Source organism: Halomonas sabkhae (genome assembly GCF_030409265.1).
Classification (GTDB): domain Bacteria; phylum Pseudomonadota; class Gammaproteobacteria; order Pseudomonadales; family Halomonadaceae; genus Halomonas; species Halomonas halmophila.
On record NZ_JAUFPM010000003.1, the window covers coordinates 203,660 to 230,029 of the forward strand.

The following is a 26,370-nucleotide window of genomic DNA, read 5'->3' on the forward strand; positions in this document are numbered from 1 at the left end:
TTCGGCTTGAGCGTATCGGGGACGGACTGGCTGCGCCGCTTGATGCGCTGCTTCGATGCCATGATTGCGATCATGGCATCGGTGGCGACCCTGCTGGTGATGTCCCGGCTGGAGTATACCGATGGCCTCGATTATCCGCTGCTGATTCTGGCCGGAAGCCTCCTGCTGCCGGCCTGTGGTGAAATGGTCGGTCTTTACCAGCCTTGGCGTGGACGGAGCCTGTTCACCATGCTCGGCATCTATGCGCTGAGCTGGCTGTTGACCATCATTTTGCTCAGTGTCTTTCTGGTCGCCACGCAGCGAGGCATCGTGTTTTCCAGAGCATGGATGCTGATATCGGCCATTGCTGTGTTGCTGCTGGGATGCCTGCTGCGCGCCGGCCTGTATGCCTACCTGCGTGTGTTGCGTGCCAGGGGGCGTAACATCAAACGCGTGCTGGTCATCGGCAAGGCCGCCAATATCGAACGGGTTCGTGAGCGCCTCGATGGCTTGCCGTATATCGGCTATCGCCTTTGCGACGTGTTGGTGGACTCTCCCGATGAGGATATCAGCGAGCGGGTCAGGACGCTGGCCGAGCAGAGCATGTTCCGGCGTGACTATGATGAAATCTGGCTGACTTATCCACTGAGCGATGGCGAGGCGGTCAAGCAGATTGCCAGCAGTCTGCTGGCGGTGCCGGTCAATCTGCGCTATTTCCCCGACCTCTCGGATGTGCGCCTGCTCAACCACCGAGTGGCACAAGTGGCCGACATGTATTCACTTGACCTGAACGTGAGCCCACTCAACGGCCCGGTGCGCGTTGTGAAAGCGCTGGAGGACCGGATCCTGGGTATGGCGCTTTTCCTGTTTTTCCTGCCCGTCATGTTGATCGTCGCCGGCCTGGTCCGCTGGCAGATGGGAGCTCCCGTGCTGTTCAAGCAGTATCGCCACGGGCTGGACGGCAAACGATTCCGTATCTATAAATTCCGCACCATGAGTGCCGGCCCGGAAGCAGGAGCGACTCGGCAGGCCAGTGCAGGCGACTCGCGCATCACGCCCCTGGGCGCCTTTCTGAGACGCACCAGCCTTGATGAACTTCCCCAGTTGTACAATGTGCTACAGGGGCGCATGTCGCTGGTGGGACCCAGGCCTCACGCCATGGATCACAATAACCATTACAAGGATGTGATCGAAGCCTACATGCAACGCCACCGGGTCAAACCGGGCATGACCGGCTGGGCTCAGGTCAATGGCCTGCGGGGCATCACCGATGATGTGGCCTTGATGAGGCGCCGAGTCGAATACGATCTGTATTATATCGACAACTGGTCTCCGGGCCTGGATTTCAAGATTCTGTTGATGACGGTTCCGCGCGGTTTCGTCAATCGCCAGCCTTGAAGATGTCCCCAGGGGGCGCTCTGCGGGTATCGGCAGCGGTGTAAGCCGGGTACGGCAGTGTTACCATTGGCGGCTGCATCGCCTGGCGATCATGGGCCTCCTGACGGGGGCGAGATGGACGTTCCTTATATTACGGAGGATACATGGTTCTGCCTGTCATATTGTCCGGAGGCTCCGGGTCGCGCCTCTGGCCGGTGTCGCGCGAACATTACCCCAAGCAGTTCCTCAAGTTGAACTCCGAGACGCATACGCTCCTGCAGGAAACGGTCCTGCGCCTGGATGCCGTACATGGGGCCACGCCTCCCCTGGTGGTCTGCAACGATGAGCACCGCTTTCTGGTCGCGGATCAGTTGCAGCAGCTGAATGTACGCCCGGGGCGCATACTGCTGGAGCCGCAGGGCCGCAACACGGCGCCGGCCCTGGCGCTGGCGGCGATGGTGGCGCTTGAGCAAGAGGATGATCCGACACTGCTGATCATGCCTGCCGACCATGTCATCGAGGACACTCAGGCATTTGCCAATGCGGTTTCCCGCGGGCTTGAACTGTGCGGGCAAGGTTACATGGTGACCTTCGGTATCCAGCCTTCTTCCCCGCACACGGGATACGGCTATATCCGCAAGGGTGATTCACTATCCGCGGGCCACCGGGTGGCGGCCTTCGTGGAAAAACCCGATCTCGAGCGCGCCGAACAGTATCTCGCCAGTGGTGATCATGTCTGGAACAGCGGCATCTTTCTCATGCGTGCCCGGCAGTATCTGGCGGAGCTTGGGAAACATGCCGACGACATCCTGCATGCATGCGAGGCAGCCTTCGCAGGCCGTAGCGAGGACCTGGACTTTCTGCGCCTGGATGTCGAGCGCTTCGCCGAATGCCGTAGCGAGTCGATTGACTACGCTGTCATGGAGCAGACCCAGGCAGCGGCTGTCGTGCCCATGGATCCCGGCTGGAACGATATCGGTGCCTGGGATGCGATTCATGAGCTGAAATCGCGTAGGGCAGGCCCCGAAGGCAATGCTGTCCAGGGTGATGTGATGCTGCACGGGGCGCGTGGCAATCTGGTCAGGAGTGAATCGCGCCTGGTGGCCGCGGTGGGTGTCGAGGATCTGGTGATCGTCGAGACGGAAGATGCCGTGCTGGTAGCCGGCAGGGAACATGCCCAGGATACCAAGCACATCGTCAATGCCCTGAAATCGGCTGGCCGGAGCGAATTCCAGGCACATCCCAATGTCTACCGCCCCTGGGGGCACTATCGCACCATGGTGCTGACGTCCAGCTATCAGGTGAAGGAAATCGTGGTCAATCCGGGAGCCAAGCTCTCCCTGCAGATGCATTACCACCGCGCCGAGCACTGGGTCGTCGTCCAGGGAACCGCCCGTGTCACCCAGGGGCAGGGCCATGGTGATGCCGAGCAACTGACGAGTTTTCTGCTGTCAGAGGATGAGTCGACCTACATTCCACTGGGTACAGTGCATCGCCTGGAAAATCCTGGCGTTGTGCCATTGAGGTTGATCGAGGTACAGACCGGGTCTTACCTCGGTGAAGACGATATCGTGCGCTTCGGCGATGATTATGGGCGTTGCGACGACCCGTCATGAGCGAGATGCTGACCTCCCCACTGCAAGACCTGCAGCGTGAATATCGTGGCTGGCGAGTCGCTATCGTCCACGATTGGCTGGTCACGCAGGGCGGCGCCGAAAAGGTGCTGGATGCGCTGCTGCAGGCCTTTCCTCAGGCTGAAGTCTACACCCTGGTCGATGCCATGCCCGATGAGCAGCGTGGCAGACTGAAAGAGCATGCCGTGCACACCAGCCTGGTTCAGTCACTGCCTTTCGCGTGCCGCCATTATCGATATTATTTGCCGGTGATGCCCTACGCTATCGAGCAATTCGATTTGCGTGACTTCGATCTGGTGATTTCCTCGAGTCATGCCGTGGCCAAGGGCGTGCCGACCCATCCGGGGCAGTTTCATCTTTGCTATTGTCACACCCCGGTGCGCTATGCATGGGATATGAAAGAAGCCTACCTGCGTGATGCCGGTTTTCCTGCTCCACTGGAGTGGCTGGTGCGGGGTGTGCTCAAGCGCCTGCGCCAGTGGGACCACTTTGCCTCCAGCCAGGTCGACCACTTCGTCGCCAACTCGCGCAATGTGGCGGCGCGAATACACAAGTACTATGGACGTCAGGCGGATGTCATTCATCCGCCGGTGGACCTGCAGGCCTTCCCGTTCGCGGAAGATCGCGAGGGCGACTATTACCTGGCGGCCTCGCGCCTGGTGGCCTACAAGCGACTCGACCTGATCATCGAAGCGTTCAGCGCTGCACCTGAACGTCGATTGAAGGTGGTCGGTGACGGTCCGGAGCGCAAGCGTCTCGAACGCCTGGCTGCAGGCCACGACAACATTGAACTGCTGGGGTATCAGCCGGCCGGTGAACTGAGGGTGCTGATGTCGCAGGCTCGGGCTTTCGTGTTTGCCGCCGACGAGGATTTCGGCATTCTGCCCCTCGAGGCACAGGCCTGCGGTACACCGGTGGTGGCCTTCGGCCATGGCGGCGCGCTGGAAACCGTGCGTCCCTACGGCGAAGCGGCCCCAACCGGCATGTTCTTCGAGACACAGCAGGCCGATAGCCTCAATGCGACGTTGAATACCTTCGAAACGTTACACTTTCTTCCCCAGGATTGCCGTGATCAGGCGCAGCGATTCGGGGCCGAGGTGTTCTACCGTCGGCTTTTCGAGTGCCTGCAGGCGCGAATGACGAGAGGGATTGGATGCAACGAATGAAGCGCTGGCTTCGGCCTCTACTGAGCAGGTTCGCACGTTCCCTGCTGAAAGTGCCCTATGCCAGGCGCCTGGGTCAAAGGGTGCTGGCGCCCTTTCCCGGCTTGCGTGGTCGCGTCATTCGTCTGATTCATGGTGGGCACCTGGAACCCATGGGGAGCAACCCGGTCGATGGCCGAGGAGAGGGGCAGCAGCGGCTGATCGAAGACCTGGAACAACGCTGGAATCACCCTTCATGACGTTACTCCTGCTGGTAGATAATCACCCGGTGGATGGCCCATGCCGTGAGCTGGTCGACAACCTCCACGCCCGTCTTGCCGACCTGGATGAAGCGCAGCGCGCCGACACTCGCGTCCTGCTGGTAGGCTTCGACCAGTGTGCGCTCGTGGCGCAGCGCAGAGCGCTGTCGGCGTGGATAAGTGAGCGCCGTATACAGGCCATATCGGCGGAAGTGACAGCCGACTTCGGCGCGGTCGGCAGTACACTGGAGCAACTGCTGGTGGCCCGCTGGGTAGATGGCCAGTTACCGGCGCGTGTCGAATATCTATCGGCAGAGTCGGGACCGGGGCGCCTGGCTAGTTGCCTGGCGGGGAGCGGCCCTGCAGCCGATGCGACTCGGCCCGCGGAGAGTACCTCGCTGCCGACGCTGGCTCTGGTCTCCCCGATGCCCCCTCAGCCAACCGGCATCGCCTGCTACAGTGCCGAGTTGTTGCCGTATCTGGCAGAGCATTTCCGTGTCTCCCTGATCGTGGATCAACCCGAAGTGGACCCCGAGCTCCGGGCCGCTTATGACGTTCTCGATGCACAGGCATTCAGCAGGTCGGCAGGGGAGTTTGATCATGTCCTCTACCAGGTCGGTAACTCGCTCTATCATGCCTATCAGTTCCCTCTGATGCGACGCTACCCGGGGGCGGTCGTGTTGCATGATTTTTATCTGTTCGATGCCGTCTGGTGGCTGCAGGAGAGTGGTGCCTGGCCCGAGGCGTTGAGGCAGCAGCTGTATCGGGATCATGGCTATCCGGGGGTCATAGAACTGGACAAGCCGGATGGTTCGACGACTCGAGGTCCGGAGTCCTATCCGGTCAATGGGTTCGTGACTCGTGAAGCGGCCGGGCTGATCTACCACTCGGAATATGCGCGCTCGTTGGGCGATCAGTGGCAGCCGAGGCAGGAGGATATTACCCGTGTCATTCCGCATCTGCGCCAGTTGCCCGAGGAGGTCGACCAGGCCGGAGCGCGCGGGGTATTGAATGTGGGGCCGGATGAGCTGGTGATTGCCAGCTTCGGCGGCATCAATCCCAAGAAGATGACCGATACCCTGGTCGATGCCTTTCTCGACAGCCCGCTTGCCCAGCAGGAAGGTATCAGGCTGGTACTGGTGGGGGCGCAACATGGCGGGGAGTTCGGTCATCAACTGGCTCGTCGGCTCCGTCGGCACCCGGCCGGAAAGCGTGTTCAGATTACCGGCTATGTCGATCGGGAGCGCTATGTGCAGTGGCTTTCCGCCGCCGATATGGCGGTCCAGCTGCGATGCCAGTCACGGGGCGAAACCTCCGGAGCCATCCTTGATGCCATGGCGCACCGCGTGGCCGTCATTGCCAATGCGCATGGCTCGGCGGCCGAACTGCCGGGCGAGGCGGTGGAGCTGCTGACCGAGTATCCCGGGCGTGAAGACGTCGAACATGCCCTCCGGTTGCTCGCCGAGAGTCCGCAGCGTCGTCAACAGCTGGTCCAGCAGGCCAGCGACTACGTGGCAACCGAGCTTTCGCCGCAACGCATCGCGGCGCAATATCGCCAGGCACTGGGGGAGGCCCGGCAAGCGTCCCGCCGCCATCGGCACGAAGCATGGCTGGACCGTCTGGCTGCAACCCCGGGAGTGCGGGAAGCCTTGAGTGGGTCGTCTGAGCAGGCGCAGCATCTCTCTCGCCCACTGGTGACTCTGGATACCACCGCACACACACCTCGCCCGCGCATCCTGTTCGATGTCAGCACCATTGCCTGGCATGACCTCAAGACCGGCATCGAGCGTGTCACGCGGCGCCTGGCGGATCATGTGTTGCGCCATCCACCGCAAGGCTGGCGCGTCGAGCTGATCCGCTGGGGAGGGGATGACTTCTATCTGGCGCGCGGTTTCGCCACCGAGCAACTGGGGCTGGCGATGCCGCCGGGCCCCGATGTCCCTGTCGAAGCAAGAGCCGGGGATATTTATGTCACGGTGGAGTGGGCCCCACCTTTGTTGGAACAGGCCGGCCATGTGATGCAACGCATGCGCGCCGAGGGCGTGCGCTTCTATTTCACGGTTCACGACCTTCTGCCACTGACGTTGCCGTCCTGTTTCCCCGCTGATATCCCGGCCACCATGCGGAACTGGGTGAACCGCATCGACGAGCTGGCCGATGGGGTCACCTGTGTATCGCGCCAGGTAGCCGATGAAGTCCGGCAGACCCTGAGCGGGCCCTGGGTCGCGCCCTTTCATCTGGGGGCGGATTTTTCAACACCTGCCCGGGAAGATCGCGCGTCCTTGTCGAGCACGGAACATCAACTGCTGGACAGTATTGCCGGACTGGATGGTCCGACGCTGTTGATGGTGGGTACCGTCGAGCCGCGCAAGGGGCATCGTCAGGTGTTCGCCGCCATGGAGCTATTGTGGCAGCGTGGCGTCGCCATAAACCTGGTGATCGTCGGCAAGCAGGGCTGGGATGTCGAGGACCTGACACGCCGGATCAAGCGGCACGAGCAATTCGAGCGGCGAGTTTTCTGGGTGGCCGGAGCCAGCGACGCTATGCTGGAACGGCTCTATGCCGACAGTGACGTCCTGGTCGCGGCCTCTCTGGGCGAGGGGTTTGGGCTCCCGCTGATCGAGGCGGCTCACCACCGGATTGCCATCCTGGCCAGAGATATCCCGGTATTTCGCGAGGTTGCCGGTGACTTTGCCGAGTACTTCCAGGCTCGCAGCCCAGAAGAACTGGCCGGGGTCCTGGAGAACTGGCAACAGCGCTGGCGAGGCGGTGACACGATCGACTCTTCCGGCATGCCGTATCTGAGCTGGTCGCAGAGTGCTCAGCAATGGATGTCACGTATTCTGGCCGACCCGGCACTCTGCCATTCAGGAGCCGTTTCATGATGTACTCTCGTTTATCGCCGCGCCTGGCCGGCTGGCGAGCGCAATTACCCCTGATATGGCTGCTGGCCCGGCAAGAGCTGATCGATCGCCACAAGGGTTCCGTGCTGGGCAAGGCCTGGACACTGGTGTCGCCACTGGTCAATATCCTGGTCTTTGTGCTGGTGTTCTCCAAGATCATGGGGGCCAAGCTGGAGGGCTTCGGTGCCGAAATAGATCAGTACACCTACAGCATCTATCTGATCTGCGGGATACTGGCCTGGACGGCTTTTGCCAGGAGCCTGGGCACGGTTACCAACCTCTACACCGAGCAGGCGCACCTGATCACCAAGGTCAAGGTGTCATTGAAGGCCCTGCCGGTGTCCGTCCTGCTGGCGGAAGCCATCATCTACGCCATCAGCATGGTCTTTTTTGCCGTCTTCCTGCTGGTCATCGGCTTTCCATTCAGTACCTGGTGGCTGGCCGTGCCGCTGGTCTTTGGTCTGCAGCTGGCGTTCACCTACGCGCTGGGCTTCCTGCTGGCCTTGCTGGCCGTCTACCTCAAGGACATCAAGGAAGCCGTTACGGTATTGCTGCCGGTCTGGTTCTGGACCACGCCCATCGTCTATGTGGACGATATTTTGCCGACCTGGGTGATGAGCTGGATGCAGTTCAATCCGCTGTTTCAACTCGTCGACGCCTACCGCGAACTGATCATGTACCAACGGCTTCCCGACCTGGGTGGGCTCGTGGCAGTTACCTTGGCCGCTGCGCTGCTGTTCGGGATCGCCGCCTGGCTGTTGAAGCGCACGGAACGTGACTTGCGGGATTGCCTCTAGGAGAGCCTGAACATGATTAACGTCAGCGATCTGCACAAGTCCTTCAAGCTCTTCGCCAGGCCGTCCGATCGGTTGCGGGAGGCCATTACCGGCCGTAACCGACACAGTACTTACACGGCGCTGGACGGGGTTGGATTCACTGTCGCCGAAGGGGAGGTGCTGGGCATTCTCGGGCGCAATGGTGCCGGCAAGTCAACGCTGTTGAAGCTCATGACCGGTGTGCTCATGCCGGATGCCGGTACCATCGAGATCGGCGGTCGTGTGACCGGGTTGCTGGAACTGGGTACCGGCTTCAACCCCGAGCTGAGTGGCGCCGACAATATCACCGCCAATGCGCTGATGCTGGGAATGAGCCACGCCGACATCGACGCCCGCCGCCAGCAGATCATCGATTTTTCCGAACTGGGCGCCTATATCGATGAGCCCTTGCGCACCTATTCCTCGGGCATGGTCATGCGCCTGGGGTTCTCCATCGCCATTCATGCAGAACCCGCCTGTTTCCTGGTGGATGAAGCGCTATCCGTGGGGGATGGCTACTTTCAGCAGAAGTGCATGAAAAAAATCCGCGAGTTTCGCGAGAATGGTGGTGCCATTCTGTTCGTCTCGCATGACCTCAATGCAGTGAAGGTGCTGTGCGACAGGGCTCTGGTGCTTGAGGGGGGGCGCGCGGTGTACTCCGGCTCGCCCGATGATGCCGTGAATGTCTACAACCGTCTGATGGCTCGGCAGGCCGAAGAAGAGGAAGCCCGGCAGGTCGAACGCCATAGCGGTGCCTACGGCACTCGACAGGCGGTTGTCGGCAAGCTCTCCGCCGTGGGACGTGACAGTCAGGGGGCAACCCTCGGCAGCGGCGAAATGCTGGATATCCGTCTGCATGTAGAGGCCAACGAGAAGCTGGAGAATGTGGCGCTCGGTGTCATGGTCCGGGACCGGTTCGGTCAGGACATCTTCGGCATCAATACGTTCCAGTTGCAGGGCGCTTTTCACCTGGAACAAGGCGAGGAACGCGATGTCTGCCTGTCGATCCAGGCCGCTCTGGCACCGGGGAAATACACGATCACTCTGGCGTTGCACTCGGGCGAGCACCACCTCGATGACTGTTACTGGTGGCACGATAATGCGCTGCAGTTCGAGGTGGCCGGATATCAGGGGGCCAAGTTCTCGGGGATCTGCCGCCTGCCCTGTGCAGTGAGCCTGGGCGAGGCCGCATCCGCTGCCGAGAGCCACCAGCCCGAGGAAAGCTTATGAGCGAGCATCGCGACGAGTCCATGGATGTCGAGACACTGGAGCGGCGCCTGCGAGACAGCGCTGCCACTATTGATGCGGAGCAGCCGCCACTGGCGCCGCCAATAGGTAGCTGGCCGCAAAGGCTTCGCAACTCAGGGAGAGCCCTGCCGACCTGGTTGCCGGTACGTGATCCCCTTCAGCCTTCCCTGGCCGAGCTGCTGATGCTTGACCAGGATGATGCCACCTTCGTGGAAAGTACTTATCAGCATCTTTTCGGGCGTGCTGCTGACGAGGAAGGGCGAGAGCACTACCTCGACGCTGTCAAGCGCCAGGGCCGGCTCCATGTACTGGCCAGTCTTTATGAGGCGCCGGAATGTCTGTCGCATTGTGCCGCAGCAGGAAAGGTTCTGCCCCGCAACCGCAAGCTGCCGGCGCCACGTCGTCTGGTGCGGCGCTGTGGCCTGCCAGCCGGTCTGCGAACCGCCATTCTGCGAGGGGTCTATGCCGGGGTAACGCGACTCTTCCGGCATCGCTGGACACGCGAGGCCCTGCAGTGTCGTCAGCAGATGGCGGATGAGGAGGCTCGTGATACGCGCCGCCTCTTGGTCGAGGCCGTGCTGGAGCTCGAAGAACGCCAGCGGCATATCAGTCATCGCCAGGAGCATGATCAGACGCGCCAGCGCAGCATGGCCGGACAGGTGGCGGAGCTGAGGCGCCGGATGTCGCGGCCCAGTGAGGCTCCAGTGTCTGCAACGGCGCCGGACACTCCGGCAGTCACAGCTCCACCGTCCGAACTGGATGCCTACTACCTGGCCTTTGAAGATGCCTTCAGGGGTGACGAGCGCACGCTATATCGACACCTCGAACAATACCGGGGGGAGTGGCTGTTGGCGCGTCAGGCCGGGGATCGGGCGCTGGACCTGGGCTGCGGCCGAGGTGAATGGCTGAAGCTGCTGGCGGATAGTGGCTTTGTCTGTGAAGGCGTGGACCTCAACGCCACCATGGTCGAGCATTGCCAGATCGCGGGCTTCAATGTGAAGCATCAGGACGCGATCGCCGCCCTGGCCGACAGGGAGTCCGAAAGCCTGGCGCTGATCAGCGGCTTTCACATAGCGGAGCACCTGCCATTCGAAGCGCTCTTCCAGCTGGTGTCGGAAGCCCGGCGCGTGCTAGTGCCGGGGGGCGTTCTGATCCTCGAAACCCCCAACCCGGAAAACCTGATCGTGGCCAGTCACAGCTTCTATCATGACCTGACCCATCGTAACCCCCTGACCCCCGCGACCTTCGAATTCCTGCTCGACTTCCACGGTTTTGCCCGGGTATCCGTCAAACGCTTCAACCCACCACCCGACGAGACCCGGGTTCCGGGTGATGGTGCCCTGGTGGAACGCCTCAACCACATGCTGTGCGCGCCCATGGATTATGCCGTGGTCGGTGTCAAGGGAGAGTCCGCCGGTACAGGTGACGCTGGATGAAAATCCTGGTAACCGCCAATCATACGCCCTACATCGCCGGGGGAGCGGACTATCATGTCGAGGGACTGGTGCAGGCCCTGCGTCAGGAGGGCCACCGGGTCGAGCTGATGCGTTTGCCCTTTCATCATGATGAGGCAAGCATCGAACGCCAGATGACGTTCACCGAAGGCCTGGAAGTGCAGGCTCCCAACGGCATCGAGGTTGACCGGGTCATCAGCCTGCAGTTTCCGGCTTACGGCGTTCAGCACCCGGATCATGTGGTCTGGCTGATGCATCAGCATCGTGTCTGCTACGAGCTCTTTGACCCGGCAACCGCCTCGGAGGCGCTGCAACGCCTCAAGCCCAGGGTCGAGGCCTTTGACCAGCGACATCTGGGCAATGCCAGCGCCCTGTTTGCCAATTCACCGAGGGTGGCCGAGCGGTTGGAGAGCTTCAACGGCCTTCAGGCCCAGCCCTTGTACCATCCCCCTTACCGCCCGGAACGTCTGATCTGCGAGGATGAGTGGGGCTATATCTTTTACCCCAGTCGACTCGAACCCTTGAAACGACAGTCACTGCTCGTCGAGGCAGCGGTGCATCTTCGGACGCCTGCGCGCATCGTGATTGCGGGGGAAGGGTCCTGCGGCATCGAGCTGGCGCAACGGGTGGAGGAACTAGGGGTCGCCGACAGGGTCGTGCTGATGGGGCGTATCAGCGAAGCCGAAAAGCTGACCTGCTATGCGCACAGCCTGGCCGTGTTCTTCGGACCCTATGATGAAGACTATGGGTATGTGACGCTGGAAGCCATGCTTGCCGCCAAACCCGTTATCACCTGCCGTGATAGCGGGGGGCCGCTGGCCTTTGTTGAGAATGGCGAGACGGGCTGGGTTGTCGAGCCCTCTCCCGAGCAAGTGGCGGCTGTGATTGATCAAGCCTGGCGTGGCAAGGCGTGCGCGGCGCGAATGGGGCGAGCCGGCAGGCAGGCCTACGCCGAGCATGACATTCATTGGGCTAACGTCGTAGGAAAGCTTCTTGAAGGCTAGGTGGATGACTGAGATTATCGGGCTTTTCGAATGAGATGTTGATCAGTCTGGATTCAGATACTTCAGCTTTGTTTCAAATTGTTTTGCTGACCCCGAATTCAATCAGGATGTCTCACTTCTGCGGCATACAGGGCTCCTGAGCTCTCTTCCAGGAGCGCTTGTGTCGCGGTTGATAGCTGAGTCGTTTTGACAACGACCATTCAACCTCCTGATTAGCCTCGGCTTGCCCCCTTGCCAATGAGGGCCTAGCCTGAGGTTCGGGGTCTTAATACTTTGGTCAAGAAAGGATCAAGCGCCACAACAAGGTGGAGTGGTTTCTCGAGATCCGGGCAAGTGAATTTAGCCGTTATACGGTTGTATCGTTGACTTGCAATGAAGTTGGCCTATACATTATCCACCGTTCGCCCTATATTTCGGGGTGTTCCTCAAGTCGAACGGTGTTTTGCTAGGCGCTTTGGTTGAGTGACCACCATAAGATATAGTTGGGCAACGACAAGGCATGTCCTTGAGCGCTCAAGGCAGGAAAGAGGGCTGATCGCTATGGCGTTTCAGCATCTTTGTAAAGCAAGGAGACTATAGTCCCATGGCAACACAAGATTCCATTGATCTGGTTCAGAAACTGTACGTGGCGTATTACGGCCGTCCGGCCGACTCCGCCGGTCAGACTTTTTGGGCCGAAAAAATCGACAACGAAGGCGCTGATGCCGTCATCAACGACTTCGGCAACTCCGCCGAGTACGAATCTCGCTTCGGTGACCTGGGCAACGAAGAACTGGTCAACAACCTGTATCAGCAGCTGTTCGGACGCGATGCAGAGCAGGATGGCCTGGACTTCTACACCGGCAAGCTCGAGTCCGGTGAGCTGTCTCTGGCAGATATCGCTCTGGTGATCGCCGAAAACGCCGAGAACGCCGACGCCGACGTGATGGCCAACAAGGTCGCCGCGGCTCAGTCGTTCACCACCGAAGCCGGTGACGACTATGCTGGCGATGCTGCTGCTGATTATGCGTCCGAGTTTCTCGGTGGCGTGAATGCCGACACCGACGTCGCCAACCTGGACGTGTCTTCCGTCGTGGCCGATATCCCCGCTAGCCAAGATGGTGGCGGCGATGGCGATACAGGGCAACCGACTGATACTACCGACATCAACTTCATTACCTCCGGCACTGGCCAGGGTGGATTTGAAATCGGTGAGAATGGTCAGCTGAACTGGGTGCCCGGCACTGGCGAAGGCGGTGAAGACGTCTATGAAGCCGACGTCGATGGCGAACTGTCCCAGGTCGACCTGAACCCGAACGTTCAGCAGGTCATCAACATCGGCAAGGCCGAGTGGGATGAAGCTGGCCAGGTCGCGACGACGTCCAAGGACTACACCTTCAACCTCACTGATCAGCTCAACCAGGCTGGTGAAGTCGAGCAGTACGAAGGTCTGTTCCTGAGCCCGCTGCTGACCGCTGAAGATCGCACTGCCAACTCTCAGCTGTTCATCGACCTGCTCGACCTGCGTACCGCCGGTACTGATCGTCCGCTGGGCGACCTGCCGGTCAACGGCTTCCGTTTCACCCTCGACGGTGAAGAAGTGGTCATCGAGTCCGAGGAAATCTTCCAGGCCGAGACCTATCCGCAGCTGCTGACGGCGGTTCAGGATGCACTGGCCAACAGCGAAGACGCGCGTCTCGAAGACTTCTCTGCCAGCCTGGGCGGCCAGTTCACCGCACAGGACGAGCAGGGTAACACCCAGACCGGGACGACCCTGGTGCTGACCGATGGCAGCGGCGGTGCCATCGAGCAGGGCAACTTCACTTACAGTGACGACGCCTCTGCAGGCGGCTTCACCCTTTATGGTGAACAGAGCACCGAAGCCCCGGAAAACATCCAGGAACTGATCGAGACCAACCTCGACCTGGACAACGTCGGTTATGGCTCTCAGGGCGGCAGCGTCAACCTGGTCGGCCAGTCCAATTCCGACAAGGGCATCGAGCAGATGAATGTCAACGCCACCAACGGCGTCTGGCTGACCCGTCTCGAGTCCAACAGCAGCATGGATTTCCTGAAGGAAATCAACCTGGAAGGTAACGGCTACTTCAAGGTCGGTTCTCAGGATGGTCAGAATGTTCATGGTCTGGAAGACCTGTTCATGGGTACCGGCCAGGTCGGCCTGATGGACGTTCAGGATCTCAACGGCGGTGACTTTGGCGGCGATATCAAGATCAGCGCCGAAATCACCGAAGAAGTCATCGGGCGTGATCTCGACGCTACGGATGATGACGTCGATCCGAAGAGCGACAACGCGACCTTCAATTACACCACTGCCAACGGCGATGATCAGGTGTCCCTGGCTCTGTCCAGCAACCTGATGGCGCGTGAAGACGCTAATGTGGTCGTTGATTCCGGTGCTGGTGATGATGTCGTTGAAACTCTGATCAGTAACAACCTTTCCGAAGGCAACATCAATGATCTGAGCGATCAGCAGCTGAATGCCAACCAGACCATCTCTACCGGTGCGGGCAACGACGTTGTCACCACCTGGGGTCAGGGCGATGCCGTGATCGGCACTGGTTCCGGCGGTGACGTCATCTACGCCGACAACTCCGGCCTGCTGACCGGCAACCGCGATCGCTGGGAGTTCAACTCCACAGCAGCGGCCGGCGCTGCGCCGAATGGTCAGTCCAACAGCGATGTTGAGCTCTCCAACGGTGCCAGTGACGTTGCCCAGACCTTTACCGTCAACACGGCCGCTGAAGTTCAGGTCCTTGTTGACTTCAAGGGCTTCGGTTCCGGCTGGGTCGATGTGCCGAGCAGCAATGGTGAAATCAGCACTCTGCAGGTCAACCAGGCCATCAAGGATGCCGTCAACAACAATCATGTGCTCAGCAACCTGATTGAAGCCAGCGATGGCGACGGCAACATCCTGAACATCGAATCCCTGATCGATGACAACAACCTGGATCAGCTGGCTGTCTCCTTCCGTGATCAGAACGACAACAATCCGTCGGATCTGACCGGTATCGAAGACATCTACAGCGCTGATGCAGCCGCCCAGGGCGGCCCGGGCGTCGCCAGCACTGCCGAAAGCGACAACACCATCGATGCCGGCGCAGGCAACGATGTGGTTGTTCTGGGCACTGGCAGCGAAAGCAACGACACCCTGCTGCTGTCTGACAGCTTCGGTCGTGATGCCGTCGTCAACTTCACCGCAGGTGAAGGGGCCGGTCACGACATTCTGGACTTCACCAGCTATGCCGTGAACAACGGCACTGTCGGTAATGACCTGGATGTCGACAACAACGAAGTCAATGTTCTGGACTTCGCTGCGGGCGACTACGGCAATGGCGTTTCCTTCGCCAACCTGAGTGCTCAGGATGTTCAAGGTGCCATCTCCGGTGTCGAGAACGGTCGTGTCGACAGCATCGTCATGGTCGAGAACGGCGACAGCGGCGTTTACAAGGCATTCGACGTGAACTCCACGGCCAACTCCACTGATGCCACTGCCACCATGATCGGCACCCTGGACTTCGGTGCGTCTCAGGACTTCGTCGACGCCAACATCGCGTAAGAACCCTGCTGTCATGCCCACCCTCTGACGAGGGTGGGCAGCGCAAGCGAATTGCCGGCAGTGTCCGGTTGAAAAAAGCCCCCGCTCAGTTTCTGAGTGGGGGCTTCTTGTTGATATGATGCCAATCGTTTGGATGGCGCTCAGGAGAAGTTATGTCTCGCTACATGGCGATTGACCCGCATCAGCACCGGTCGGCGGGGTGGTTGCCCTATCCCGACTATGGATTCGCGGCGGCCGATGCACTGGTGCCGGTCGTCGCCGATGAGATTCCGCAGATCATGGTTCATATGCCTCTGGCATTTCACGCTCAACAGGGCGGCCACGCCCTGGTGTGTGTGCAGTCTCTGACGGGCAACCTGAATCTGTGCGTACACCCGGATGGTCGCTGGCTGGCAGGCTATGTGCCGGCCTACTATCGCGGCTACCCGTTCCGCTTGCTGCCCGAGCCCGAGGGAAAACGGTTGCTGTTGTGCATGGATGCCGAAAGTGGGCTCTGGCTGGATGACGCCTCGGATACGGGGCAGCGGTTCTTCACCGAGGATGGTGAGTTGACGGAGCGCTTCACCAGACTGAAGGCGTTCCTGGAAAAGCTCGAGGAAGGGAGGCGGCGTACTCATCGAGCGATTGCGGTTCTGGAGAAACATGAGCTGATTGTGCCCTGGAGGCTGAAGACCCAGTCGGACTCCGGTGAGACTCAGGCTGTCGAGGGTATTTCCTGTATCGATGAGGGGGCCCTGAATGCGTTGGCTCCCGAGGCACTGGCGGAAGTGCGCCAGGAGGGCGGTTTGTCACTGGCCTACGCACAATTGCTGTCTCAACATCGCATCTCGAGCCTTTCGCGTCTGTATCAGCTGCGTCACCAGCTTGATCCCCAGACACCGGATATAGACGGCTTCTTCGAGGGAGATGAAGAACTGAGTTTCGATTTCGATAGTTGACCGCCAACGCTGACGGAATCGGTCGTAGTCAAGGCTCGGTTGCCGCCGTTGTGGCCTGGAAAGGTATCGGTGGAATGCCAACGGACCCGGAAAGCATGGTACGCTCAGGCATATATTCCGGATGTGGTTGAACGCCTTCAACTGCACTGACAATCATGCAACAGACAACACTCAACAACCGTTGAGACGGAGAGAATCATGGCGGAGCAGACGACCCCAGACTCGCAGGAACAGACCCGGACAGTCACCATTGATGGCAGGGAGTATCCGCTGGACCAGCTTTCCGAGTCGGCGCGTAATCAGGTGAGCAACCTGCGTGTCACCGACCAGGAAATTCAGCGTCTTCAGCAGCAGTTGGCCATTGCTCAGACTGCGCGCACGGCCTATTCCAATGAGCTCAAGGCGGAACTCGACAAGTTCAACGCTACGAGCACTTGAGGAAAAGGTGGCGTGCTCCTGGGACGACGGGGATGCCTTCGGGTATCCCCGTCGTCGTTATTGAGGGCGTGTCGCGCGGATAACTGGGCGCTGTGCCTGCAAACCGTTACAATATGACAAAACGTCACTTTCTTTTACTTGTCGGGTGATTGCCATGCACTGCCCCTTTTGTGGCGCCAATGACACGCGCGTTTCCGACTCACGCCTGGTTGCCGAAGGGGACCAGGTCAGGCGTCGTCGCCAATGTGCGGTATGCAGTGAACGCTTTACTACCTACGAGACGGCCGAGTTGATCATGCCGCGGGTGATCAAGTCGGATGGCTCACGCGAACTCTTCGACGAAGCCAAGCTGCGTGCCGGCATGCTGCGCTCCCTGGAAAAGCGTCCAGTGGGGGCCGAGGCCATCGAGGCGGCCGTTGAGCGTATCCGCCAGACGCTGCGGGCGCGTGGCGAGCGGGAAATCCATGCTCGTGACGTGGGCGAGGAGGTCATGCATGCGCTCAAGCGCCTCGACAAGGTGGCCTATATTCGCTTTGCCTCGGTGTATCGCAGCTTTCAGGATATCGACGAGTTTCGCGCCGAGATCGACCGCCTGGCGCAGGAGCCCAGTTTCCGCCCCGATGATACGGGGGCGCAATGACTCCCGAGACCCCCGCGCATGCCTGGATGGCGCGAGCCCTGCGTCTGGCACGCCGGGGACTCTACACCACCGACCCGAACCCCAGGGTAGGCTGTGTGCTGGTCAATCAGGACAGGCTGGTCGGCGAGGGCTGGCATGAACGGGCCGGCGAGGCGCATGCCGAGATCCATGCCCTGCAGCAGGCCGGCGATGCGGCGCGCGGAGCCACGGCCTACGTCACTCTGGAGCCATGTTCTCATCAGGGGCGCACCGGACCCTGCGCCGTGGCTCTGGCCGAGGCGGGTGTGGCGCGTGTGGTCGTCGCCATGCAGGACCCCAACCCCGAGGTTGCGGGACGTGGAATCGACTTGCTGAAAGAGGCTGGGGTCGCGGTCGAGGTCGGCGTCCTGGAAGAAGAGGCGCGCGCCCTCAACCCCGGCTTCATCTCGCGCATGGCGCAAGGGCGGCCGCATGTTCGCCTCAAGATGGCGATGAGTCTGGATGGCCGTACGGCCATGCGGTCCGGGGAATCCCAGTGGATCACCGGGCCTTCGGCACGACGTGAGGTCCAGCGTCTCCGGGCGCGCTCGAGTGCCGTGTTGACGGGGGTCGAGTCCGTGATCTTCGACAATTCGCGTCTCACCGTGCGCCCCGATCAACTCGAACTGGAGCAGGCCGAGTGCATTGCCCGGCGCCAGCCGCTGCGTGTGATCGTCGACTCCCGGTTGCGTCTGCCCCTGGCGGCTGCCTGTCTGCGCGAAGCCGGGCGTACACTGGTGGTCACGGTAGCCGGCCATGATCGCGAACGCCGGGCCGAGCTGGAAGCCGCCGGTGCCGAGGTGGTGGAAGTGGCGGCCGAAGAGAGCGGACGCGTCGAGCTGGCGGCGCTACTGGCCTATCTGGCGACCCGGGAGGCGGCCAATGAGGTGCTGCTGGAGACGGGGGCAACGCTGGCAGGGGCCATGTTCGATGCCGGCCTGGTGGACGAGATGCAGTTGTTCGTCGCCCCGACCCTGCTGGGCGGCGAGGCGCGGCCGCTTTTCGAGCTGCCGGGGATGACGCGCATGGATGAGCAGCGTCCGCTGCAGATTCTGGATATTCGCGCCGTGGGCGAGGACTGGCGCATCACCGCCGTGCCTCGTCAGCGCGAGCTGTCGGTATCCGTCTGACGCCACGTTCTGACCTGGAGAGGGCATCAGGGGGCGCTCCTGCGGTCGACTGACCTGGCACTGGCTGACAAGCTGACGAGGGAAGGTTGGACCACGCCTAGCGCCCGCGCCCGTGCCACGGTACCCTAACGCGGTTTCAGGCGGGTGACGCCTGACGGCGACGGAAATGTGGTCACTCGGCGACAGCCGCCACGCTCAAAGATGGAGAATCCATGGTGCACTCCTCCAACGGGGGCCTTTCCCCCATTCCCGAGCTGATCGAGGATATTCGCCAGGGGCGGATGGTCATCCTCATGGATGATGAGGATCGCGAGAATGAAGGCGACATCATCATGGCCGCCGAGAAGGTCGAGGCCGAGCACATCAACTTCATGGCGCGGCATGCCCGGGGATTGATCTGCCTGCCGATGACGCGCGAGCGCTGTGAAAGGCTGCAGCTGCCGCTGATGGTCACCGGCAATGGGTCGGGGTTCGGGACCAAGTTCACGCTCTCCATCGAGGCCGCCGAGGGCGTCACCACCGGCATTTCCGCCGCCGACCGCGCGCGCACGGTCCAGGCCGCGGCCGCGCGGGATGCCAGGCCGGAGGATCTGGTCCAGCCCGGGCATATCTTTCCGCTGATGTCGGAGCCGGGTGGCGTGCTGCGGCGTGCCGGCCACACCGAGGCGGCTTGCGACCTGTCGGCGCTGGCCGGTCTGGACCCCAGCGGGGTCATCTGCGAGGTCATGAATGATGACGGCAGTATGGCCCGTCGTCCCGAGCTGGAGCGCTTTGCCCAGGAGCATGGCCTGAAGATGGGGACCATCGCCGACCTGATACACTACCGGATTCACAATGAGCAGACCGTCGAGCTGGTCGAGTCGCTGCCGGTTCAGACACCACACGGCGAGCTGGATCTGCATGTCTTCCGCGATCGCATTCAGGGCGCTCACCATCTGGCTCTGGTCAAGGGCAGGCCGGATCCGCAGACATTGACCACGGTGCGTGTCCACTTGACCAATGTGGTGCGAGACCTGCTGTCGCTGCAGAAAGGGGAGCATGACAGCTGGTCGGCCCATGAGGCAGTGGCGGAAATCGCCCGGGTCGAGCAGGGGGTTTTCGTGTTGCTGGATGATGGCCGCCCGCGACAGGACCTGCATGACCTGGTCGAGCAGTTCCTCGAACGCCGTCGGCCGTTGCGCACCACCGACTCCGATGGCGCCGGCAACTACCTGACCATCGGCACCGGCTCGCAGATCCTGCGTGACCTCGGCGTCGGCCGGATGCGCCTGCTGAGCTCGCCCTGGCGGTTCTCGGCGCTCTCCGGCTTCGATCTCGAGGTTGTCGAGCGTGTCGACCCCGATGGCAGGACGGTGGCTGCCGGCGATCACTGAAAGTGCCATCACCAATGGATGAACAACGCGCAGCTGCGCCGCCCGTGTCGAGACTCGGACTCGCGAATCGGCAGCTCGCCATACCGGATTGATCAGGAACAGAACATGCAACCGATTTCTCAAGTCGAAGGAAGCTTCGTCGACGTCGATGGCCGCTACGTGATCGTGGTCGGTCGCTTCAATCATCATGTGGTCGACAGTCTGGTCGAGGGCGCGGTGGACAGCCTGACCCGCCATGGGGTGGATGAAGCCAATATCGACATTATCCACGCCCCCGGAGCCTGGGAGCTGCCGCTGGCGATTCAGCGCGCCCTGCGTGCGGTCCAGCCCGAAGCGGTGATTGCCCTGGGCGCGGTGATCCGCGGCGGCACGCCACATTTCGAACATGTGGCCGGTGAGTGCAACTCGGCGCTGAGCCGTCTGCAGCTGGAGTTCGAGACGCCGGTGGCGAATGGCGTGCTGACGGTCAATTCCATCGAGCAGGCCATCGAACGCGCTGGCACCAAGGCCGGCAACAAGGGCACCGAAGCGGCCATGGCGGCCATGGAAATGGTGTCCTTGATGCGCCGCCTGGAAGCGCCCTCAAGCGGAGACGAGCAATGAGCGGTCAGCAGCGTCAGCCCTCGAAGTCCCAGCAGTCGCGTCGTGCCGCCCGTGAGCTGGCCGTCCAGGGGCTTTATCAATGGCACATGACCGGCAAGGCGGTCACCACCCTGGAAGCCGAATTCCGTGGCCAGGTCGCCGACGAGGATCTGGAAGATCATGAAAACTGGCACAAGGTCATGGAGATCGCTGACCTGGCGCTGTTTCACGAGCTCCTGCATGGCGCGGTGAGCCAGCAGGAGGTCATCGACGAGCATCTGGCACCGGTCCTCGATCGCCGCCTGGATGAGCTGGACGCCATCGAGCTGGCCATTCTGCGCCTGGGCACCTATGAGCTGGGCTTTCGCATGGATGTGCCGTACCGTGCGGCCATCAACGAAGGCGTCGAGCTGGCCAAGTCATTCGGCGCCACGGAGGGACACCGCTATGTCAATGGCATTCTCGACAAGCTGGCGGTTCAACTTCGCGCCGCCGAGGTCGAAGCGCGTCGTCGCTGAAGGCTGTCGAGCGAATGCATAGCGAATTCGAGCTGATTTCCCGTTTTCTCACGCCTGCCTCCCGCAGCACCGAGGCGGGCGTCGCGCTGGGGATCGGAGATGATGCGGCCCTGCTGACGCCCGCGCCGGGGCAGCGCCTGGCGGTGAGTGTCGATACCTCGGTGGCCGATGTGCATTTTCCGGCCTCGGCCCCGGCACGGGCCATCGGCCATCGGGCGCTGGCGGTCAGCCTCAGCGATCTGGCGGCCATGGGGGCCAGGGCGCGCTGGTGTCTCATGTCGCTGACGCTGCCGGAGCCCGACGGGGACTGGGTGGCGGCGTTCGCGGAGGGCTTTCATGCGCTGTGTCGCGACACGGGCGTCGAGCTGGCGGGAGGCGATGTCAGCCGTGGTGAGCTGGCGGTGGGCGTGACCGTCATGGGTGAGGTCCCGCCAGGCGAAGCGTTGACGCGAACCGGGGCCGAGCCGGGGCATTATCTGGCAGTGACCGGTGTGCTGGGTGGCGGGGCAGGTGGCCTGGCGCACTGGCAGGCCGGCGAACGTGACCTGTCCACGCCCCTGCTGGGGCGCTATCTGCTTCCCGAGCCGCGCCTGTCGGCCGGAATGGCACTGCGTGGTCTGGCGAGTGCCGCCATCGACATCTCCGATGGCCTGCTGGCCGACCTGGGGCATCTGTGTCAGGCCTCGGGGCTGGGGGCCAGGCTCTGCCCCGACTCATTTCCGCTGGCCGTGGGACTCGTCGATCGGCTGGGCACTGACTCGGCGCTGCAGGCCGCGCTGAGTGGTGGGGATGATTACGAGCTATTGGTGAGCCTGTCGCCGGACAGCCTTGAACCGGCCAGACAGCGACTGGCGGCACTGGAGGTGCCGCTGACCGTGATCGGTAGCTTCACCAGTGAGCCTGGCCTGCAAGGCGTCGATGCCTCGACGCCATCGGGCTGGCAGCACTTTCCGGGAGAGAGGCCATGAATCGAGCCCCGAAGAGCGTCTGGCATCGTCCGGCCCATTTCCTGGCATTCGGCTTCGGCAGTGGTGCGGTGCCCTTTGCCCCGGGCACCTTCGGTACCTTCGCCGCGATCCCCTGCTACTGGTTGCTCTCGGAACTGCCCCTGGGCTGGTACATGCTGGTCGTGGCGGTTGCTTTCATCTGGGGCATCTGGCTGTGTGACAAGACATCCCGCGACCTCGGTGTGCATGATCACTCCGGTATCGTCTGGGACGAATTCGTCGGCTACTGGCTGACCATGGCCGCGGTCCCCTTCTCCTGGGAAGCGGCGCTCTGGGGCTTCGTGGTCTTTCGGGTGTTCGATGTCTTTAAGCCCTGGCCGATCCGCTGGGCGGATCGGCGCGTGGCGGGCGGATTCGGCATCATGATCGATGATGTGCTGGCCAGTGTGTATGGCTGGAGTACCATGCACCTGTGGTTCTGGCTGCATTGAGCCGAGCAGCCGGTGTGGTGCGCCTGAAGACTCGGGGCGCCCGCCGGTGAACACCGGGCGGTCGCGTCAGCAGACATGGAGCAGTCAATGCGCAAGGAAAGATTGATCGTGCCGGTCATCTTGGGCGTGGCATTGACCTGGGCGGTGGCCCAGACGATTGCCAGCCTGATGTTCGAGCGCGAGCTGTCTCGCGCCATTCGCGATCTCCAGGCGCGTGGTGAGCTGTCCATCTGGCGCAGTGAGGCCGACCAGGGCTGGCTGACCTCGTCCGGGGTCATTGAACTGGCGCCGCTGTTCGGTGATTTCTGGAGCCTCGAGATTCATTACCATGCCCGCCATGGGCTGCTCAGCACGCGCATGGAGGGGGCTCTCGACCCTCACCTGGATGGCGTTGCCGAAGAGGCTGCCATACGCCCCGCCTGGGAGGCACGCTATCACCCGCTTTCCGGCACCTTCGATGGCTCCATGGAGCTGGCCCCACTGGTGGTGCGTCAGGAAGCGCGCACTTTCACGTTGCGCGGTACGCGCTTTGCCGTGCAAGGCGAGTTCGGTAACTGGAGAGGTCGGGCCCATGTCGAGTCGGCTCGTCTCGAGGATGGCGAGACCATGCTCGAGGCGGGCCCCATCACGCTCGAGAGCCGTTATGCCTATGTCGATGGCGCCTATCATTTCACCCAGCGGGATCTGCTCAAGGTCAACGGTCTCAGCTGGCGCTCTCCCGATCTGGCGCTGAACGCCGAACAGCTGGTGCTGCACAGCAAGACCGAGCTCGACGAAGAAGAGCTGCGGGTGCGCGCCGAGCTGGGTCTGGGGCAGGTGATGTCGGCGGATCAGGTCCTGCTGGAAGGTTCATTGGTGGGTGAGCTGTCGCGCCTCGACGCCGATGCCCTGCGTGCCCTGCTGACACACCTGAAAAGCGCCACCGCGCGCGGTGGTGCCGGCCTGCAAGGACGCGACCTGCTGGCTTACCTGGCCGACGACATGCGCTGGCTGATGAGCGATTCGCCGCGCTTCGACCTCTCCGAGGTGGATCTCGACAGCCCGATGCTGGGCTTGACGCTGAACGGTGAAGGTGCCCTGATCTTCGATGGTCGCGATCTGTCGGCCCTGGAGCCGGAACTCCTTTACACCGAAGCGGAGCAGGGCGTCTGGCGCGAGCGCCTGGACGGGGACTTCCTGTGGCACGATCTGCCTGCGGTGGTCTCGCTGTGGCTGGGCCTGCCGCTGGATACCGACGACCTGCAGCTCGACGTCGTCAGCGGCCGGGTGCGACTCAACGGTCGTCCGCTTTCGGCATTCTCACCGCCCCTGCCATGACTTGAAGTTTCCGCTCTTCGCCCGCATTCCCTGATCATCACGGGACGTATTATCCCGTCCTTTCAGGATGAGGTACGCATGAGCGACGACAACGATCAAGGTATCGAACAGGACGGCCTGGAATGGGTCCAGGTCGAGGAAAGTGAAGAGTCCCTGCAGCCCGGCAGTGGCATGGGGCAGGCCGTCGTGCCGGCCAGTGACAGCCTTCCCGAGCGCATCTATCTGCTGCCGGTGCACAATCGTCCCTTCTTTCCGGCCCAGGTTCAGCCCCTGGTGATCAATCGTGAGCGCTGGGAGGAGACCATCCAGCGGGTCGGTAACACGCCTCACCAGATGGTGGGGCTGGCCTTCGTCGGCGAAACCGGCGTCGAGGAACTGGGCCATGAGGATTTCCCGGAAGTCGGCACCACCGTCAAGGTCCACAAGCTCCAGGGTGAAGACTCCCAGCTGCAGTTCATCGCCCAGGGCATGCGCCGCTTCCGCATTCAGCGCTGGCTGTCCAAGGAACCGCCCTATCTGGTCGAGGTCAGCTATCCACGCGAGCCGGTCGAGCCCGAGGAAGACGAGACCCGCGCCTACGCCATGGCCCTGATCAACGGCATCAAGGAACTGCTGCCGATCAATCCCCTGTATGGCGAAGAGCTCAAGCACTACCTCAATCGCTTCAGCCCGCATGAGCCCGGTCCCCTGACCGACTTTGCCGCGGCCATCACCTCGGCCAAGGGTCCCGAACTGCAGGATGTACTGGGGACCCTGCCGGTCATCGAGCGCATGCAGAAGGTACTGCCTCTGCTGCGCAAGGAAATCGAGGTGGCCCAGCTGCAGAGCGAGATCAGCGAGCAGGTCAATGCGCAGATGCAGGAACGCCAGCGCGAGTTCTTCCTGCGCGAGCAGCTCAAGGTCATTCAGCGCGAACTGGGCATTTCCAAGGATGACCGGGAAAACGATGTCGACACCTTCCGCGCCCGGCTGGCCGACAAGGTGGTGCCCGAGCGGGCCATGGAGCGCATCAACGACGAGCTCGACAAGCTCTCGGTACTGGAGACCGGTTCGCCGGAATATGGCACCACGCGACACTACCTCGACTGGCTGACCTCGCTGCCCTGGGGTGTCACCAGCGACGACCAGCTCGATCTGGCGCATGCGCGTACGGTGCTGGATCGCGACCATGATGGCCTCAAGGACGTCAAGGAACGCATCGTCGAGTTTCTCGCCGAGGGCACCTTCAAGGGTGATGTCGGCGGATCCATCCTGCTGCTGGTGGGGCCCCCGGGGGTCGGCAAGACCTCGGTCGGCCGCTCCATCGCCGAAGCGCTGGGGCGTGAGTTCTATCGCTTCTCGGTGGGCGGCATGCGTGACGAGGCCGAAATCAAGGGCCACCGTCGCACCTATGTGGGCGCCATGCCCGGCAAGCTCGTGCAGGCCCTCAAGGAGGTCGAGGTCGAGAACCCGGTGATCATGCTCGATGAGGTCGACAAGATGGGGCAGTCCTTCCAGGGTGACCCGGCCTCGGCCCTGCTGGAAGTGCTCGATCCGGAGCAGAACATCGACTTTCTGGATCACTATCTGGATGTGCGCCTCGATCTGTCGAAGGTGTTGTTCGTGTGCACCGCCAACACCCTGGACTCCCTGCCACCGGCCCTGCTGGACCGCATGGAGCAGATTCGTCTTTCCGGCTACATTGCCGAGGAAAAGATGGCGATCGCCAAGCATCACCTCTGGCCCAAGCTGCTCAAGCGCGACCAGATTCCCAAGAAGCGCATCAATCTCACCGATGCCGCGCTGCGTCAGATCATCGAGGGCTATGCCCGCGAAGCCGGGGTGCGGCAGCTCGAGAAGCAGCTGCATCGCATCGTGCGCAAGGCGGCGGTCAAGCTGCTGGAAAACGGCCAGCAGACGATCAAGGTCTCGGTGAAGAACCTGGAGGAATTCCTCGGCGCGCCGACCTTCCGCAAGGAAAAGGTCATGAAGGGCGAGGGCGTGGTGACCGGCCTGGCCTGGACCTCGATGGGCGGTGCCACCCTGTCCGTCGAGGCCGGCAAGGTGCATGCGCTGGATCGCGGCTTCAAGCTGACCGGTCAGCTGGGCGAGGTCATGAAGGAGTCGGCGAACATTGCCTACAGCTATGTGCTGGGGCACCTGACCGAGTATGGGGCCGATGCCGACTTCTTCGATTCGGCCTTCGTGCACCTGCACGTGCCGGAAGGCGCCACGCCCAAGGATGGCCCCTCGGCCGGGGTGACCATCACCACGGCCCTGCTGTCGCTGGCGCGTCACGAGCCCGTCGACCGGCCGCTGGCCATGACCGGAGAGTTGACACTGACCGGGCAGGTCCTGCCGGTGGGCGGCATTCGCGAAAAGATCATCGCGGCGCGTCGCAGCGAGATCTTCGAGGTGATCCTGCCGGACGCCAACCGGCGTGACTACGAAGAGCTGCCGGACTACCTGCGCGAGGGCATGACGGTGCATTTCGCCGGTCATTATCGGGATGTGGCCAGGGTGGTGTTCGCTTAGGAAACCACTGATTTATTACTGCGCTCGATATCTTGGCTGCCGGCGGTACTCGTGCGCGAGCCCGGCCAATATCCTCATTTACTGGCGTGTAA

The 26,370-nt window shown here is 61.9% G+C and carries 21 protein-coding genes; all 21 read left to right on the forward strand.

The features are described 5' to 3' along the window. Window positions 1–6: 6 nt before the first annotated feature. Entirely contained in the window at window positions 7–1,377 is a 1,371-nt protein-coding gene (locus tag QWY79_RS02630) for an undecaprenyl-phosphate glucose phosphotransferase (protein WP_290269621.1), read from the forward strand. A gap of 143 nt (window positions 1,378–1,520) precedes the next feature. Then, window positions 1,521–2,972 (forward strand): mannose-1-phosphate guanylyltransferase/mannose-6-phosphate isomerase, encoded by a 1,452-nt coding sequence (locus QWY79_RS02635; RefSeq protein ID WP_290269622.1) that lies wholly within the window; start codon window positions 1,521–1,523, stop codon window positions 2,970–2,972. Next, window positions 2,969–4,156 carry a glycosyltransferase gene (locus QWY79_RS02640; RefSeq protein ID WP_290269624.1) on the forward strand — a complete coding sequence of 396 codons (1,188 nt, stop codon included), beginning with the start codon at window positions 2,969–2,971 and terminating at the stop codon, window positions 4,154–4,156. The genes QWY79_RS02635 and QWY79_RS02640 overlap by 4 nt, the downstream gene beginning before the upstream one ends. Next, entirely contained in the window at window positions 4,153–4,392 is a 240-nt protein-coding gene (locus tag QWY79_RS02645) for a hypothetical protein (RefSeq protein ID WP_290269626.1), read from the forward strand. Before QWY79_RS02640 ends, QWY79_RS02645 begins: the two co-directional genes overlap by 4 nt. Next, window positions 4,389–7,277 carry a glycosyltransferase gene (locus tag QWY79_RS02650; protein ID WP_290269628.1) on the forward strand — a complete coding sequence of 963 codons (2,889 nt, stop codon included), beginning with the start codon at window positions 4,389–4,391 and terminating at the stop codon, window positions 7,275–7,277. Before QWY79_RS02645 ends, QWY79_RS02650 begins: the two co-directional genes overlap by 4 nt. Further along, window positions 7,274–8,092 (forward strand): ABC transporter permease, encoded by an 819-nt coding sequence (locus QWY79_RS02655; RefSeq protein WP_290269629.1) that lies wholly within the window; start codon window positions 7,274–7,276, stop codon window positions 8,090–8,092. Before QWY79_RS02650 ends, QWY79_RS02655 begins: the two co-directional genes overlap by 4 nt. Window positions 8,093–8,104: 12 nt before the next feature. After that, window positions 8,105–9,340: an ABC transporter ATP-binding protein gene (locus tag QWY79_RS02660; RefSeq protein WP_290269631.1), complete on the forward strand. Its 1,236-nt coding sequence runs from the start codon at window positions 8,105–8,107 to the stop codon at window positions 9,338–9,340. Next, a complete protein-coding gene (locus tag QWY79_RS02665; protein WP_290269634.1) occupies window positions 9,337–10,794 on the forward strand; it encodes a class I SAM-dependent methyltransferase in 1,458 nt (485 codons plus the stop codon). The genes QWY79_RS02660 and QWY79_RS02665 overlap by 4 nt, the downstream gene beginning before the upstream one ends. Beyond that, window positions 10,791–11,816, forward strand: coding sequence for a glycosyltransferase family 4 protein (locus tag QWY79_RS02670; RefSeq protein WP_290269635.1), 1,026 nt, complete (start codon window positions 10,791–10,793; stop codon window positions 11,814–11,816). The genes QWY79_RS02665 and QWY79_RS02670 overlap by 4 nt, the downstream gene beginning before the upstream one ends. Window positions 11,817–12,399: 583 nt before the next feature. Further along, entirely contained in the window at window positions 12,400–15,372 is a 2,973-nt protein-coding gene (locus tag QWY79_RS02675) for a DUF4214 domain-containing protein (protein ID WP_290269638.1), read from the forward strand. Window positions 15,373–15,524: 152 nt separating this feature from the next. Further along, a complete protein-coding gene (locus QWY79_RS02680) occupies window positions 15,525–16,310 on the forward strand; it encodes a SapC family protein (RefSeq protein ID WP_290269640.1) in 786 nt (261 codons plus the stop codon). Window positions 16,311–16,508: 198 nt separating this feature from the next. Continuing rightward, window positions 16,509–16,748: a DUF6447 family protein gene (locus tag QWY79_RS02685; protein WP_290269642.1), complete on the forward strand. Its 240-nt coding sequence runs from the start codon at window positions 16,509–16,511 to the stop codon at window positions 16,746–16,748. Between the two features lie 154 nt (window positions 16,749–16,902). After that, a complete protein-coding gene (gene nrdR / locus QWY79_RS02690; protein WP_141317235.1) occupies window positions 16,903–17,388 on the forward strand; it encodes a transcriptional regulator NrdR in 486 nt (161 codons plus the stop codon). After that, the gene (ribD, locus tag QWY79_RS02695; protein WP_290269645.1) at window positions 17,385–18,536 is read left to right on the forward strand and encodes a bifunctional diaminohydroxyphosphoribosylaminopyrimidine deaminase/5-amino-6-(5-phosphoribosylamino)uracil reductase RibD; all 1,152 of its coding nucleotides are present in this window, start codon (window positions 17,385–17,387) and stop codon (window positions 18,534–18,536) included. The genes nrdR and ribD overlap by 4 nt, the downstream gene beginning before the upstream one ends. 212 nt (window positions 18,537–18,748) lie before the next feature. After that, a complete protein-coding gene (gene ribBA, locus QWY79_RS02700) occupies window positions 18,749–19,909 on the forward strand; it encodes a bifunctional 3,4-dihydroxy-2-butanone-4-phosphate synthase/GTP cyclohydrolase II (protein WP_290269647.1) in 1,161 nt (386 codons plus the stop codon). A 105-nt stretch (window positions 19,910–20,014) separates the two neighbouring features. Next, entirely contained in the window at window positions 20,015–20,512 is a 498-nt protein-coding gene (gene ribH, locus QWY79_RS02705; protein WP_141317238.1) for a 6,7-dimethyl-8-ribityllumazine synthase, read from the forward strand. Continuing rightward, entirely contained in the window at window positions 20,509–21,009 is a 501-nt protein-coding gene (nusB, locus tag QWY79_RS02710; protein WP_290269650.1) for a transcription antitermination factor NusB, read from the forward strand. Before ribH ends, nusB begins: the two co-directional genes overlap by 4 nt. Before the next feature lie 14 nt (window positions 21,010–21,023). Then, window positions 21,024–21,977 carry a thiamine-phosphate kinase gene (thiL, locus tag QWY79_RS02715; RefSeq protein WP_290269652.1) on the forward strand — a complete coding sequence of 318 codons (954 nt, stop codon included), beginning with the start codon at window positions 21,024–21,026 and terminating at the stop codon, window positions 21,975–21,977. Then, complete coding sequence (locus tag QWY79_RS02720; protein ID WP_290269654.1) at window positions 21,974–22,447, forward strand: phosphatidylglycerophosphatase A family protein; 474 nt, start codon at window positions 21,974–21,976, stop codon at window positions 22,445–22,447. Before thiL ends, QWY79_RS02720 begins: the two co-directional genes overlap by 4 nt. Before the next feature lie 87 nt (window positions 22,448–22,534). Next, on the forward strand, window positions 22,535–23,764 hold the full coding sequence (locus tag QWY79_RS02725) for a DUF945 family protein (protein WP_290269656.1): 1,230 nt from the start codon (window positions 22,535–22,537) through the stop codon (window positions 23,762–23,764). A gap of 78 nt (window positions 23,765–23,842) precedes the next feature. Then, on the forward strand, window positions 23,843–26,278 hold the full coding sequence (gene lon / locus QWY79_RS02730; RefSeq protein WP_290269658.1) for an endopeptidase La: 2,436 nt from the start codon (window positions 23,843–23,845) through the stop codon (window positions 26,276–26,278). Window positions 26,279–26,370 lie beyond the last annotated feature (92 nt).